The 14,606-nt window shown below is 67.2% G+C and carries 12 protein-coding genes; 4 read left to right on the forward strand and 8 right to left on the reverse strand.

Annotation, left to right across the window (positions count from 1 at the left end; all coding sequences use genetic code 11):
- Nucleotides 1-7: 7 nt before the first annotated feature.
- Nucleotides 8-1,066, reverse strand: a complete 1,059-nt coding sequence (locus DB31_RS34300; protein WP_044195943.1) for a PEGA domain-containing protein — start codon at nucleotides 1,064-1,066, stop codon at nucleotides 8-10.
- Between the two features lie 83 nt (nucleotides 1,067-1,149).
- Here DB31_RS34300 and DB31_RS34305 point away from each other — a divergent pair, with 83 nt between their 5' ends.
- Nucleotides 1,150-1,725, forward strand: a complete 576-nt coding sequence (locus DB31_RS34305) for a hypothetical protein (protein WP_044195946.1) — start codon at nucleotides 1,150-1,152, stop codon at nucleotides 1,723-1,725.
- Between the two features lie 4 nt (nucleotides 1,726-1,729).
- On the opposite strand, the gene DB31_RS34310 is transcribed toward DB31_RS34305, so the two are convergent.
- Both DB31_RS34310 and DB31_RS34315 read right to left on the reverse strand, forming a co-directional pair.
- Nucleotides 1,730-3,247, reverse strand: coding sequence for a cellulose synthase family protein (locus DB31_RS34310; protein ID WP_044195948.1), 1,518 nt, complete (start codon nucleotides 3,245-3,247; stop codon nucleotides 1,730-1,732).
- A gap of 237 nt (nucleotides 3,248-3,484) precedes the next feature.
- Nucleotides 3,485-4,183 carry a pilus assembly protein N-terminal domain-containing protein gene (locus tag DB31_RS34315; protein ID WP_169787135.1) on the reverse strand — a complete coding sequence of 233 codons (699 nt, stop codon included), beginning with the start codon at nucleotides 4,181-4,183 and terminating at the stop codon, nucleotides 3,485-3,487.
- A gap of 49 nt (nucleotides 4,184-4,232) precedes the next feature.
- On the opposite strand from DB31_RS34315, the gene DB31_RS34320 reads away from it, so the two are divergent.
- Nucleotides 4,233-4,772 (forward strand): NUDIX domain-containing protein, encoded by a 540-nt coding sequence (locus tag DB31_RS34320; RefSeq protein ID WP_044195953.1) that lies wholly within the window; start codon nucleotides 4,233-4,235, stop codon nucleotides 4,770-4,772.
- A gap of 5 nt (nucleotides 4,773-4,777) precedes the next feature.
- On the opposite strand, the gene DB31_RS34325 is transcribed toward DB31_RS34320, so the two are convergent.
- From DB31_RS34325 to DB31_RS34345, 5 genes are all read right to left on the reverse strand, one after another.
- The gene (locus DB31_RS34325) at nucleotides 4,778-7,498 is read right to left on the reverse strand and encodes a heavy metal translocating P-type ATPase (RefSeq protein WP_052420481.1); all 2,721 of its coding nucleotides are present in this window, start codon (nucleotides 7,496-7,498) and stop codon (nucleotides 4,778-4,780) included.
- Between the two features lie 19 nt (nucleotides 7,499-7,517).
- On the reverse strand, nucleotides 7,518-8,498 hold the full coding sequence (locus DB31_RS34330; protein WP_044195955.1) for a vWA domain-containing protein: 981 nt from the start codon (nucleotides 8,496-8,498) through the stop codon (nucleotides 7,518-7,520).
- Nucleotides 8,498-9,439 (reverse strand): vWA domain-containing protein, encoded by a 942-nt coding sequence (locus DB31_RS34335; RefSeq protein ID WP_044195958.1) that lies wholly within the window; start codon nucleotides 9,437-9,439, stop codon nucleotides 8,498-8,500. The genes DB31_RS34330 and DB31_RS34335 overlap by 1 nt, the downstream gene beginning before the upstream one ends.
- A gap of 63 nt (nucleotides 9,440-9,502) precedes the next feature.
- Complete coding sequence (locus DB31_RS34340; protein ID WP_044195960.1) at nucleotides 9,503-10,858, reverse strand: hypothetical protein; 1,356 nt, start codon at nucleotides 10,856-10,858, stop codon at nucleotides 9,503-9,505.
- Between the two features lie 55 nt (nucleotides 10,859-10,913).
- Nucleotides 10,914-11,621, reverse strand: coding sequence for a hypothetical protein (locus DB31_RS34345; RefSeq protein WP_044195962.1), 708 nt, complete (start codon nucleotides 11,619-11,621; stop codon nucleotides 10,914-10,916).
- Between the two features lie 125 nt (nucleotides 11,622-11,746).
- Between DB31_RS34345 and DB31_RS34350 the strand changes: the two genes are divergently transcribed.
- Nucleotides 11,747-12,538: an alpha/beta fold hydrolase gene (locus DB31_RS34350; protein ID WP_044195965.1), complete on the forward strand. Its 792-nt coding sequence runs from the start codon at nucleotides 11,747-11,749 to the stop codon at nucleotides 12,536-12,538.
- A gap of 17 nt (nucleotides 12,539-12,555) precedes the next feature.
- Nucleotides 12,556-14,601 carry a PAS domain-containing hybrid sensor histidine kinase/response regulator gene (locus tag DB31_RS34355; protein WP_044195967.1) on the forward strand — a complete coding sequence of 682 codons (2,046 nt, stop codon included), beginning with the start codon at nucleotides 12,556-12,558 and terminating at the stop codon, nucleotides 14,599-14,601.
- The last annotated feature ends 5 nt before the right edge of the window (nucleotides 14,602-14,606 follow it).

The following is a 14,606-nucleotide window of genomic DNA, read 5'->3' on the forward strand; positions in this document are numbered from 1 at the left end:
ACCGGCGTCAGCGAGCTCCGGCCCGGATTCCGTTGATGGTGCCGTCGCAAGCCCCGCCACAAACGTCCCGGTCCGTCAGCGTCTTGACCGAGCCACCCTGCGTGGCCACCACCGCTCCCGCCGCTGCGGCGGCCACCACGCCCACGCCGGCCCACACGTACCAGCGCTTGAACCACGGCTGGCTGGTACTGGCCTCGGGCTCGTTCTTGAGGGGAATCATCGGCGCGGCCGCGACAGGCGTCGAGGGCGTCAGCACCGGATTCTTCGGCGCATCCAAGCTGGCCACCGGCTGCGTCTCCGAGGGCCGCAGGTTGGTCGCCACCGTGTAGTCCTTGCCCGCGCGCACGTTGAGGTTCTTCTTCTCGGGCTGGTAGCCCGGCTTGCTCACGACGATCTCGTAGGAGCCGGGCTTGAGCACCAGTCCGGCGAGCGGCGCCGAGCCCTTCTCCTGGCCGTTGATGGAGACAATGGCCCCCTGCACATCCGACGTCACCGTCACCACGCCTGCCACGGCCTCGAGCGTGATGGAGACCTCGGTGGGCTTGTTCTTCTGGGCCGTAATGCGGCGGGTGAACTCGGCATAGCCGGGGCGGCGCACCACCAGCGTGTGCTCTCCTGCCTCCACCTGGATAGGCCCCGTCAGCGGCAGCGAGCCCACGTCCTTGTTGTCCACCATCAGGCGCGCGCCCTTGATGCCGCCAGACAGCTTCACCACCAACTCCGTCCTGCCACCAATGGAAGGGATCAGCGCGTCATCCGACGCTGCAGCAGCAGGCTTCTTGGCCGTCGCGGGCTTCGAGGTCGGCACCGGCACATCCAGGTCCCCCTCCGAAGCAGCAGGCTTCTTGGCCGTCGCGGGCTTCGAGGTCGGTACCGGCACATCCAGCTCATCCGCGACGGGCGCGGCCTTCTTCGCCGAGGCCTTCTTCGCCGAGCCGCGCTTCTTGCCGCCCTTCGACTTCGTCTTCCCCGCACTAGGCATGGGAATGTCGAGATCCTGGGCGAAGGACGGGGGCGCCACCAGGGCGGCCACCAAGGCGAAGACTGCGGCACGGTGAAGAGACATGTCGCTCCGAAGGTTAGAGAGTCGTAACTGGAGGGTCAAACACCGTGCCTCCTTCCTCCAGAGGTGATGAAAGATGCGCGCTCATGTCTCGAACCCGTCCGCTGGTCCTTGTCCTGGGGGGCTGCGCCTTCGCCACCCTCGCCGCCTGTCCCTCCCGAACCGGGAACCCACCGCCTGTGCACGTGCCGCCCGGCTGCGAGCGGAGCCAGGCCGGCGAATACCACCATGTAGGTAACCCCGCCTTTCGCTACCTGGCCGAGGATGATGGCCGCACCCTCACGCTCACGCTGGCGCGCGCGCGCAAGGACGGAGGCGTGGGCGAGGCACCGGATGCGGGCGCGATCACGCTGGTGCTGACGCGCACGCCCGAGGGCTTCGTGGGAGAGACGCACGCCACGGGGTTCAGCGTGGCGGGCACGCCGTGCCCGGTGAAGTTCCCCACGGAGATCACCGCGTGTGGCGCCACCACCCTCACGCTGCGTGCGGTGACGAGCACCTCGCTGGACGAGGCCTGCCGCCCGCCTCCGAGCGGTCCTGAGCCCAAGTGGACGGAACAGGTCCTGCGACGGGGAGCCCCGCCCCCGCCTCAGGCAGAGGCCCCCTCCTCCGCGCCGGATGCGGGAGTGGGCCCCACCGATGGGGGGCGAAGCGGAGGCTAGTGCCTCAGGCGGCCCGCTGGGCCTGCTCCTTGGGCGCCTCGAGGGCGCTGGCCGGAGCCTCGGCCGGCTTGAAGCGCCCCTGGAGCAGGCTGGAGAGGCCCACGTACAGGAAGCCCGCCTGGAACAGGATGATGAAGGGCACCGAGGTGTAGATGCGCTTCTCGATGGCGAACCAGAGCGCACCAGAGAAGTACGCGGCGAAGGCCAGCTCCACCAGGGGCATCAGTGTCTTGGCGCCCAGGTAGCTGCGCTTGACCTGCACCATCTTCTTGCCCTCGGCGCCCGTCTTGGGCGTGCGCGCGAAGCCGGACTGCTGGTTGAGCAGCGCCTCCAGCACGGCCTTGGCGTTGTTGATGGCCAGGCCGATGCCCAGGCTCATCAGGAACGGCAGGTACTTCAGCCGCTCCCAGCCGCGGATGCCCTGCTCGCGCTGGGTGGCCACGTAGAAGACGCACACGCTGGCCGTGGCGGTGATGAAGAAGGGCAAGTCGAGGAACAGCGTGCCGTACAGGCCGTGGTGGAAGCGCACCACCATGGACAGCGGCATCAGCACCGACAGCAGCACCATCAACAGGTACGCCATGTTGTTGGTGAGGTGGAAGAAGGCCTCGCGCTTCACCTCGAAGGGCAGGTCGCTTTTGAGGATGGTGGGCAGCAGCTTCTTCGCCGTCTGGATGGAGCCCTTGGCCCAGCGGTGCTGCTGGCTCTTGAAGGCGTTCATGTCCACCGGCACCTCGGCCGGGGAGATGACCTCGGGCAGGAAGATGAACTGCCAGCCCTTGAGCTGGGCGCGGTAGCTCAGGTCCAGGTCCTCGGTGAGCGTGTCGTGCTGCCAGCCGCCCGCGTCCTCAATGGTGTTGCGGCGCCAGATGCCCGCGGTGCCGTTGAAGTTGAAGAAGCACCCGGAGCGGTTGCGGGCGGTGTGCTCGATGATGAAGTGCCCATCCAGAAAGATGCTCTGGGCCTGGGTGAGGATGGAGAACTCGCGGTTGAGGTGGCCCCAGCGCACCTGCACCATGCCCACCTTGCTGTCCGCGAAGAACGGCACCGTGCGCTGCAGGAAGTCGGGGGCGGGCACGAAGTCCGCGTCGAACACCGCGACGAACTCGCCGCTGGCCAGCTTCAGCCCGTTCTCCAGCGCACCCGCCTTGAAGCCCTGGCGGTTGGTCCGGTGGATGTAGACGATGTTGATGCCCTTCTGCCGGTGGCGCTCCACGCAGGCGCGCGCAATGCCGCACGTCTCGTCCGTGGAGTCATCCAACACCTGGATCTCCAGCAGCTCGCGCGGGTACTCGATGCGGGCCACGGACTCCACCAACCGCTCGACCACGTACATCTCATTGAAGATGGGCAGCTGGATGGTGACGCGCGGCAGTGCGGGCAGCACACCCTTGGGCGTGGGCAGCTTGAACTTGTGACGGTAGTACAGGTACGCCATCCGGTAGCGGTGCGAGCCGTACACGGCCAGCACACACAGGACGGCGAAATACACGCCCAGGAAGATGATCTCGACAGTGGTCATCGGTGACGCTCAGCCTCTACCGCGGGGGCTTCCTCGCGGTCCTTCTTCGCGCGGCGGCCTCAGAACTGCGCCCAGCCAGACCGCCGCTCCTTGGGTCCGACGAGCCCCCGCTCGTATCTACCCGAAAACACAGGGTTTTACCCCCGGGGCAGACAATGGCGCCGGACAATAGGGAGGCGTCAAGTTCGTGTCAAACAAAACCCCTGACACACGCCGTCAAGGAGGGGTGGCTGTGTGTCAATGTGGACCGAGCGCCTGTCGCACGTCTTCATAAAGGGAGTCGGCGATGCGCTGGGCCTTGTCGCGCTCGGCCTCGTCGGAGACGGACCCTTCGAGGAGGATGCGCTGGCCGACCACGACGGCGCGAGCGGAGACGATCCCGTTGCGCTTCAAAGCAGTGTTGATCTGCTCGGCAGTGGTGGTGAGGGCGGCCTGGATGACCTGGGCATCCAAGCGCACCAGGATCGAGACATAAGAGAGGCCCGCGACGATGGAGCGCAGCCGGCGCATGTCCTGGAGCGACTCCACGTGGCCATCGATGACGACCTTGTCCCCGATGGTGCGCACCTCCAGCTCGGAGAAGCCGAGCGCCTTGAGCTCTCGGGCCAGTTCCTCGGCGCGAGGCGGCTCCACGATGAGGGTGCGCTGAAGCTGCTGCTGGTCGGTCCACACCGTAAGGGTGGTGCGGCCGGTGCTCTGGGCACTGATGAGGAGCTGCGACTTGCCCACGACCTTGACGTCCGCGACGTTGGGAGCGGCGACGGCGACGCGGCGGAGGCCAGGGAAGTCGAGCACGCGCTGCTCGCCGGGAGAGAGCCGCACCGTGGGCTCCTCGGCCCAGGTGGGCAGAGCGGCGAGGAGCACGGGAAGGAGGAGCCAGCGGACGAGGCGCATGCCGGGGAGTGTAGCGCTCTTGCCGAGACCTCCGGGAGGCATGCCCCGTCGTAGGATGGGCCTCCATTCACTCCACACCTGAGCCGACACCATGACCATCGAGACAGTCTCTTCGCGGGAGGTGTATCGCAACCGGTGGATGACCGTGCGCGAGGACGCGATCCGCAGGCAGGACGGCTCGAGCGGCATCTACGGAGTCGTCGAGAAGCCCGACTTCGCGCTCGTCATCCCGTACGAGAGCGGCACTTTCTACCTGGTGGAGCAGTACCGGTACCCGGTGAAGGGGCGCTACCTGGAGTTCCCGCAGGGCACCTGGGAGGAAAAGGCGGACGCGGCGCCCGAGACCGTGGCGGCGGGAGAGCTCCAGGAAGAGACGGGGCTGGTGGCGGGGCGGATGACGTACCTCGGGCACCTCTTCAACGCCCCGGGCTACTCCACGCAGGGGATGCACGTGTTCCTGGCGGAGGAGCTGTCCCAGGGGGCGCAGAGCCTGTCGCCCGAGGAGAGTGACCTGGTGGTGAGCCGGGTCACGGTGGAGGACTTCGAGGCGCTGGTCCTCCAGGGACGCATCAAGGATGCGTCCACCCTCTCGGCCTACAGCCTGCTGCGCATGAAGAAGCGCCTGCCCTGAGCTGCTCAGCTGGTGGCGCGCTGAACGCTGCCCGTGCTCGCCGCCGTGGCCACCGAGGCCTGGGGCCGGTAGCCAAGCAGCCGCAGTCCGTTGAAGACCACGACGAGCGTGCTGCCCTCGTGGAAGATCACGGCCTGGCTGATCTGAGTGAGTCCGAACACCGTGGCGATGATCAGCAACGCGCTGACCCCGAGCGAGATCACCAGGTTCTGCTTCATGACCGCGGTCGCCTTGTCTGCGAGCGTCAAGGCGAAGGGCAGCCGGGACAAATCGTCACTCATCAGCACCACGTCCGCCGTCTCGAGCGCTGCGTCCGAGCCCGCGCCACCCATCGCCACGCCCACGGCAGCGGCGGCAAGCGCGGGGGCATCGTTCACACCGTCACCGACCATCGCCACCGCGTGCTTCTTGCCCATCTCCCGGACGGCCGTGACCTTGTCGGCCGGCATCAGCGGAGCGCGCGCCTCGTCGATGCCCACCTGAGCGGCGATCGCCTTGGCCACCCGGGCGTTGTCACCGGAGAGCATCACCGTCTGCGCGATGCCGATCTGCTTGAGGGTCTGGATGACGTGGTGCGCGCCGCTGCGAACGGTGTCCGCGACGCCAATCACCCCGAGGAACTGCCCGGCCCTGCGCACCACCATCGTGGTCTGCCCGGCCTCCTCGAGCTTCTGCACCTCCGCGTTGAGCTCCGCCGGGAACGTCTGGCCCTCGAACAGCGCCAGGTTGCCGACCTCGACGGCCTCCTCGCCGATCTTCGCGCGGATGCCCTTGCCGTGGATGGCCTCGCAGTCCTTACCCGCGGGGGCCTGGACTTTGTGCTCGGTGGCGGCATCCACCACCGCGCGAGCCAGCGGGTGCGCGGAGAGAGACTCGACCGCCGCGGCGGTGCCGAGCAGCTCATCGCGAGAGACACCGGCCACCGGAGCAATGGTCAGCACCTTGGGACGGCCCACCGTGAGCGTGCCCGTCTTGTCGAAAGCAATGGCCCGGATGCCGCCGAGCAGCTCCAGGTAGATGCCGCCCTTGACGAGCACCCCGCCCCGGGCCGCCGCCGCGACCGCGGACAGCACCGCGGAGGGCGTGGAGATGGCCAGGGCGCATGGAGACGCGGCGACGAGCAGCGACACTGCCCGCAGGATCGCCTCCTTGAACGGATAGCCGAGCACCACGAGCACCACCGGGAACACGATGGCCGCGATCATCACCAGCGGAGCGAAGGTCCGCTCCATGCGCTGAGCAAAGCGCTGGTTGGGACCCTTCTGGGCCTCGGCCTGAGCGACCATGTCCACCACGCGGGCGAGCACGGACTCCGAGGACAGGTGCGTCACCTCGATCTCCAGCGCGGCCTCACTGTTGATGGTGCCAGAGAACACGTTGTCCCCCGGCTTCTTGGGCACCGGAATGGACTCACCGGTGATGGCGGCCTCTTCGAGCGAGCTCTTGCCCTCGCGGATGATGCCGTCGAGCGGGACGCGATCGCCGGGGCGCACGACGATCATCTCGCCGCGCTGCACCTTGTCCACGGGGACCTCGACCACCTCGTTTCCACGACGGACCCGGGCCACCTCGGGACGCAGAGCGCCCAGCGCCTCGATGGACCGGCGGGCGCGATCCATCGCGCGGTGCTCGAGCGCATGGCCAGCGCTGAAGAGGAAGAGCAGGAAGGCGCCCTCGAACCAGGCGCCGAGCACGGCCGCGCCAATGGCGGCCACGACCATCATGGTCTCGATGTCGATGCGCAGCTGAGCAATCGACTGGATGGAGCCGCGAATGGCGAAGAAACCACCGCTCGCCATGCTGAGGGCCCAGACGAGCGTCGGGACCAGGGCGGGCACGGAGGCATAGCGCTCCAGGAGCCAGCCCGCGACGAGCAGGGCGCCCGAAGCCACCACCAGCGGCAGCTCGAGCAAGGGGGCCAGACCACCACCGTGCGCGTGGTGCGAGCAGGCATGGCCTGCCATGGGCACTTCGAGCCCGTACCGGAGCGCCTTGACCTTCGCCTCGATATCCCCGAGCGAGATCTCCTCGCTGTCGTACTCGATGACAAGGCGCTCGCTGGCGTAAGCGACGCTCGCGGAGAGGACACCCTTCATGTGGCTGACGGCGTGCTCGATCACCGCCGCCGCGTCGGCCGAGTCCATGCCGCGCACGAACCACGTGAAGTGCTTGTAGCGCTTGGCGACGACTCCGCCGGTCTTCTTGGCCAGCTCGAGCAGCTGAGACGCGCTCACCAGCTCGGGCTGGTAGTGAATGCAAACCTCGGCGTAGCCGTTGTCGCGCCGAAGGTGGACATCCTGGATGCCCTTCTGGGCCTCGAGGGCCTCCTCCAGCTTCTCGAAGCGGCCGACGTCATCCGTCTCGCCCGGCAGCGTGCCCTCCAGGTCGAGCTGGAGCGCGACGCCTCCGCCCTCCGCAGGCCGATGCCCGGGAGGACGAATTCGCTTCGGCGGGTGGTGGTGATGACCATGGCCGTGACCATGATCGTGGTCATGGTTGCAGCTAGGACCATGAACATGCTCCTCGCCGTGGTCATGGCCGTGGTGGTCATGGCCATGGTGGTCATGGCCATGGTGGTCATGGCCGTGCGCATGACCATGGTCGTGATCATGGTCATGCTTACAGTCGGGGCCGTGCACGTGCTTCACGACAATCCCCTGGCCCGGCTTGGTGGCCGAGCCAGTGGAAAATCCCACCAGCTTCCCAAACTTCTTCGGCTCCGGCATGGCACTTCCTACTGGCTAGTTAGTGGCGATGACCGCCGTGCTTCCGAGCGGGAGGAGTCGCGGCAGCCACGGGCTCGGGCTCGTGGTGCTCCTCTTCCTCCTCGTCGTGGTGATCGTCGTCATGCTCCTCGGGGATAGGCTGGGTGAACTTCTGCCCCGCCACCTCGAGCGTGAAGGCCTTGCACTCGGCAGGCACGTCGAACTCGAGCACCGCCGGCAGGCGTCCCTCGTAGCTCTTGAGCACCTTGCCCTGCTCGTCCGTGACGGTGCCGCCAGCAGCGACGGTCATCGTCTCGTCCACGAGCACCGCCACCAGCTCGGCCATCTCCTCCATCCGATCCGCGATGCGGTGGCACCACAGGTGCCCCACTCCCGGGTACGTGACGTGGGAGACCTTCTCCATCTGCTCCTCGTCCACCTGGTCGCCCACGCCCACGAACACGAAGTTCATGCGCGGCAGGCGGCCCGCGGAGATCTCCTTGGCCACCTGCGTGGCATAAGCCATCACGTCGTTGGGGTCGGAGATCTGCGAGTCGGTGATGATCACCGCCAGCCCGCGCTTGGCGCCCGCCCCCACCTGCTGCTTGATGTGAGCGACGAAGTCGCGCAGCACCGGCAGCATGATGGTGGCCTTGCCGTAGAACTTCGGTCCCGGGAACCGGTAGCCCTTCGCCTGAGGTCCGGTGAGGTCACCCACCACCTCGAGCTGGGCACCGTCGCCCGTGGCCCAGTACGCCACGCGCACCGCGCCATCGCGGTCCTTGTTGGCCAGGTACTCGAGCATCCACTGCATCTGGGGCTCGACCAGGTTCTTCACCGGCGCCAGCTTGGCGAGGATGCCGCGAGGGCCGTACTCGTCCTCCATGCTGGCCGAGCCGTCCATGTAGAGGGCCACATCGAGCCCTTCCACGGTCGGATCATGCAGCAGCGTGGCGACGACCGTGTTGCCCTTGCGGTGGACGTCGGAGAACGGTCGAACGATGACTTCGTGGCCAGCCATCAGTGGTGATCCTCGTCTTCGTCCTCGTCGTGGTGCTCTTCATCCGGCAGCGGCTGGGTGTAGCGCTGGCCGTTGACCTCGAGCGTGAAGCTCTTGGCGCCCTCGGGCACGTCGAACTCGAGCACCGCGGGCAGGCGGCCCTCGTAGCTCTTCAGCACCTTGCCCTTGTCGTCGTAGATGGTGCCGCCCGCGGCCACCGTCATGTTCTCGTCCACGAGCACCGCGACCAGCTCGGCGACCTGGTTGATCTCCTTGGCGATGCGGTGGCACCACAGGTGGCCCACGCCCTTGTACTCGGTGTGGGCGATCTCCTCGAGCTGGTGCTCGTCCACGTCGTCACCGACGCCCACGAGCACGAAGTTGAGCCGAGGCAGGCGGCCGGCGGCGATCTCCTTGGCCACCTCGGCCGAGAAGATCTGCACTTCGTCCGCGTCGCTCAGGCGGCCATCCGTGACGACGACGGCGCAGCCGCGCTTGGCGCCTTCGGGGACCTGGGCCTTGAGGTAGCTCACGTAGTCCTTGAGCGCCGGCGTGAGGCACGTGTTGTTGCCGAGCTTCTTGGCGCCGGGGAACTTGTACTGCTTGACGTCCAAGCCCTTCAGCTCGCCGATCACCTCGATGTCCTTGCCGGTGGCGCCGCAGGCCCAGTAGGCCACGCGCAGCAAGCCGTTGCGATCCTTGGTGGCCAGGTACTCGAGCATCCACTGCACCTGGGGCTCCACCTGGTTCGACGCCTCCTTCAGAGGCGCGCTGCGGAGCCACTCCAGAAAGCTGCGGGTGGGGCGCTTGTACTCGTACTCCTCGCGCATGCTGCCCGAAGCGTCCATGTAGATGGCCATGTCGAGGCCTTCCACGGTCGGATCGTGCAGGAGCACCGCGCGGACCCGATCCCCCTCACGATGGAGATCCGAAAACGGCTCTACCGGCTTCTCGTGTCCCATTGTTCCCCTTTCAGAAGTGGGCGAGACGGTAGCGCCCTCCAGCGGGGATCCGCAATGGGAGGCTCAGCTATCGAAGTCCTTCATCCAGTCCGGTTTTTGTTGCGGCTCCGGCTCAGGGGCCTTGGCCTTCTTCTCGCGCGGAGGAGCCTTCTTGGGCGCAGAGGCCGTGGGAGCGGCCGGAGCAGCGGGGGCCGAGCCAAAGTCAGCGAGCCACTCCGGCGGCTGGTTGGACTTCTTGGGAGGAAGCGCGGGGATATTGGGGCGCGACCGGGAGATCTTCGCCTTCTTCGTGCCACCCGGTGGCGTATGCGCGTCCAGGAAGTCCTTCATCCAGTCATTGGGCCGCGCGGGAGCCGGAGGCGGACGCGGCGGGATGGATTTCTGGACCACGGGCGTGGACGTGAGCGGGAGACTGGGGACGATGCCTGTCCGCACCGGCGCGCTGTTGCCGGGACGGATCAGCGCACGGAGCGCGCTCTCCGCGTCATTGGGCCACCCGGGCAGGACTCCGAGGGCGCGGCGCGCCAGCTCGACGAACTCGGCGGCCGTGGCCTCTTGAGGAACCTTCACCTTCTCTGCGGAGAGCAGGCCTGCCAGCTTCCCCACCAGCCCTCCGCGAGGCTTGCGCAGGATGGCCACGTCGCCATTCACCTCATAGCCGCGCGTCTCCAGATCCGCGATGGCCTGGATGCGGCTGGGCACGGGCAGCTCCATCAGCCGAAGCAGCTCCGGCCCCGAGTGCTCGCGGGCATTCTCCTGCAGCTGGGTGAGCACCGCGTAGAGGATGTCCGCCACGAGCCGATCATTGGCGGCGCTGCGCGTCTGCAGTTCCTCGGGCACGGCGGGATAAGCCAGGACCAGCCCGCGGCCCTCGGCGATGACCTCGGGGCGATCTCCCGGGAGCAACCCGTGGTAGCTGCGCTGCAGCGTCTTGATCTCGGCGTCCGGGGCGTAGATGAAGGCATCCGCCGCGCCGTGCACCAGCCCCGCGAGCACCGCTCCACGGCTCACGGTGAGCTGGCCCGGGACGCGTTTCAGCTCCTCGCCCGGCCACGGGCCGATCAGGTTCCCATAGAGGTACACGGGATCATTCGCGCCCTCGGCCTCCTCCGGATGCTCGACGAGTTCCACCGTGAAGAAGAAAAGCTCGTGAGCGGCGATGCGGCGGGGCGAGCGGCCCGAGGTCACCTCATGGTGCGCGAGCTGGGCCTGGGCGCTGGCGGGCAACTGGGCGCGATCTCGGCCCGGCACAGCGAGGAGCTGACCCACCGCGTCGAGCCCGATGATCCACTCCTGCTCGCCGAGGTAGCGGACCTCCAGGCGGAACGTGTCCACCACATTGACCAGGGCGGAGGCGTCCGGCCGGACGGGCTCGGCCGGAGTGGCTGCGTGTGGGACGAAGTAGCGGGGATGGCTCACGGAGGAGCACCAAGGCTCGCCCAACCTGGACGGGAGCGCAAGCAGGCGCCCAGGACTACGGAGCCGCCAGCGCCTTCAACAGCCCCTTGGCTCGGCGGGTGGAGCGGAGCATGACGAGCTTCGCATCCGCCGAGTGCGGCGGCAGCGGCACCCACGACATGTACTGAATCTCCTGGCCCTCGCGCTTCCGCACGCCGCTCACGTACTGCGTGCCTCCCGTGTAGATGTCGATCCACGGCATGCACTCGTTGAGGTTGGCGTGCTTCGCGGTCTCGTCCTTCAGCTCCGTCACCGCCATGCAGGGGAACTCGGAGCAGTCCATGGAGACGAGCTCCATGGCGCCCATGGGGCACTCCTTCAGCGCGCGCTCGAGGTTCTTCTTGAAGCCCTCGGGGGTGTACGGCTCGGTGATGCCGGCCGGGAACGGGAGCGGCTGGAACTGATCCGCGCCGGGCTTGCTCGCACGGAAGGCGGGCGGCGGAGGTGGAGCGGGCGGCGGAGGCGGCGTGTCCTGCGGCGGCGTGCGCACCTCCAGCGGCTGGGAGAGCTCGGCGAGCTTGCGCTCCATCTCTCGCAGTTGTTCCGGGTTCACCGCCGGTGAGATCGGCGGCAGCGGAAGAGGCTGGGTGTGCGAGCTGAGGGCGAGCGCCGGAGGGAGGACGACCTGCGGCTTGCTGGTGAACGACAGGACGACCCGGAGCCCCGACACGATGACGAAGAGCACCAGGAAGAGGGAGCCGCGCTTCTTGAGAGGGTTCTGCACGAGAGACCTCGCTTCGGGTCCATCATGACACCCATTGGGGTGGGCAGGTTTTTCCTACATAATCCGGCCCAAGCTGGGGGAAACCACACACTGAGGCCGGACAGCCGTCTCACCAGGTCACGCCAATGACTGCGCTCAAGAGAAACAACGTCCGGGTTTTGGGAAATGGGAAGCAACCCATCGTCTTCGCTCACGGCTACGGCTGTGATCAGGCCATGTGGCGCTTCATCACGCCCGCGTTCCGCGAGAACTACCAGCTGATCCTCTTCGACCACGTGGGCGCGGGCCAGTCGGACCTCTCGGCCTACAGCCGCAGCAAGTACGGCAGCCTGCGAGGCTACGCGGAGGACGTGCTGGAGATCTGCCGCGAGCTGGACCTGAAGGACACCCTCTTCGTCGGGCACTCTGTGAGCAGCATGATCGGGGTGCTGGCCGGCATTGCCGAGCCGGCCCGATTCTCGAAGCTGGTCCTGATCGGCCCCTCGCCCTGCTACATCAACGATGGCGACTACGTAGGTGGGTTCAACCGGCCTGACATCGAGGGACTGCTGGAGTCGCTCGAGAGCAACTACCTGGGCTGGTCCAGCTCCATGGCGCCCGCCATCATGGGCAACCCGGATCGCCCGGAGCTGGGGGCGGAGCTCACCAACAGCTTCTGCCGCACCAACCCGGAGATCGCCAAGCACTTCGCCCGCGTCACCTTCCTGTCCGACAACCGGAATGATCTGCCGAAGCTGAAGGTCCCCTCGCTGATCCTCCAGTGCAGCGACGACCTGATCGCTCCCGAAGCCGTGGGGCGCTACCTGCACCAACATCTGGGGGACAGTGAGCTCCGGGTGCTGAAAGCCACCGGGCACTGTCCCCATCTCAGCGCTCCAGAGGAGACGATCGAGGCCATGCGAGCCTATCTCTCCTGAGCGAAGGCGGTGGGGTCTTGGCATCGCGCATCCCCTGGCCTCAAGGCCCCCCTGGGACAGCCCCCGAGGAGAGCGCCGAGGAGCTCTATGAGCAGGCACCCTGCGGCTACTTCTCCACGCTGCCCAACGGGATGCTCATCCGGGTCAACCAGACCTTCCTGGAGTGGACGGGCTACGAGCGGGACGAGCTGCTGGAGGGCAGGCGGTTCCAGGACCTGCTGACCGTCGGGGGGAAGATCTTCCACGAGACGCACTACGCGCCCCTGCTGCAGCTGCAGGGGCGCGTCCGGGAGATCAACTTCGAGCTGCTATGCAAGCACGGCGGCTCGCTGCCCGTGCTGATCAACACCGTGCAGAAGAAGGACGCCACGGGCAGGGTGGTGCTCCACCGCACCACCGCCTTCAGCATCACCGAGCGGAAGAACTACGAGCGGGAGCTGCTGCTGGCCCGGAAGCGGGCCGAGCAGGCCGAGCAAGTCGCCCGGGCCCGGACGGACTTCCTGTCCATCATCAGCCACGAGATCCGCACGCCGATGAACGCCATCGTCGGGATCTCAGGACTGCTGCGGCAGACCCACCTGTCTCCGGAGCAGGAGAAGTACGTGGGCATCCTCCAGACCTCGTCGGAGAACCTGCTGGACCTGCTCGACAACATCCTGGACATCAGCAAGCTCGAGGGCGGCAAGCGGGTGTTGGAGGAGCGGCGCTTCAATGTCCGCCAGCTGCTCCACGGCATCTTCTACGGCCTCACCGCCAAGGCCGAGGAGAAGAAGCTGGCCGTGCACGTGGTGGTGGATGAGGGGGTGCCGGGGTGGCTGCTAGGAGAGCCCGTCAAGCTCAGCCAGGTGCTCACCCACCTGCTGGCCAATGCCATCAAGTTCACCGATCGCGGAACCGTGACGCTCGCGGCGCACGTGCGGGAGTCCTCGCCGGAGTCCGTCTGCATCGACTTCCGGGTCACCGACACGGGCATCGGCATTCCCAAGCCCCTCCAGGCCACGGTCTTCGAGGAGCTCTCGCAGCCCAGCGACGAAGCCCCCCAGCGGTATGGCAGCGGCCTGAGCCTGGCCATCTGCCAGAAGCTGCTGGGCCTGTATGGCCGCACGCTGCGCCTGGAGAGTGTGCCGGGAGAGGGCTCCTCGTTCTTCTTCGATCTGACCCTGAAGGTGGCCGCGGATTCCGAGCCACCCGAGGTTCACGTCGCGAGGAACACGGCCACTTCCCAGGGCCTACGGGACATGCACCTGCTGGTGGCCGAGGACAACTCCGTCAATGTCTTCGTGCTCTCACAGTACCTGCGCAAGTGGGGTGCCCGATTCGACGTGGTGGAGAACGGGCACGAAGCCGTCGCGAAGATCCAGGAGGCGCATTACGACCTGGTGTTGATGGATCTGCAGATGCCGGAGCTGGACGGCTATGACGCCACCCGCGCCATTCGGGCCCTGCCCGAGGAACAGTTCCGAAAGCTGCCCATCCTCGCCATGACGGCCTCGACGCGGGTCGGGCTGGAGGAGCGGCTCACCGCGGCGGGCTTCACGGACTTCGTCTGCAAGCCCTTCAGGCCGGAGGAGCTCTTCTCGAAGATCTCCCAGCGCGGTGCCTCCTCGCTCTCGGCTCCCGAGGATTCTCGCACGGCGGACCTCCCCATCCAGGAAGGCGCAGAGGTGGAACCTTCCCCCGCCCGGCCCCGCTTCAGCTTGGACGAGTTCCGGCGCATGGCCGAGGGGGACGACGAGGCGCTGAGAGAGTTCATCACCATCACCCTCACCAGCGCCGAGCAGCACAAGCACGCCTTCCAGCAGGCGCTCGAGGCAGGCAACCTGGAGGCGTTCGACTTCCAGGCCCATAAGATCAAGATGACCGTGGCGCTGCTTCAGGCGCATGTCCTTCAGGACGCGCTGCAGCAGGGACGAGCGCTCCTCGCCCAGCAAGAGCGCGCCCCCGCTCTGCTCCAGGCCTCGGTTCGCGCCATCCACACGGAGCTGAATGCCATCATCGCGGCCCTGCGCGAGGACCTGCGGCAGACCGCCGCGAGCGTGGAGGCGGGGACAAGCGAGGGCTGAGTCGC

Origin of the sequence: Hyalangium minutum, from assembly GCF_000737315.1 — a bacterium.
In the GTDB taxonomy this organism is placed as follows: domain Bacteria; phylum Myxococcota; class Myxococcia; order Myxococcales; family Myxococcaceae; genus Hyalangium; species Hyalangium minutum.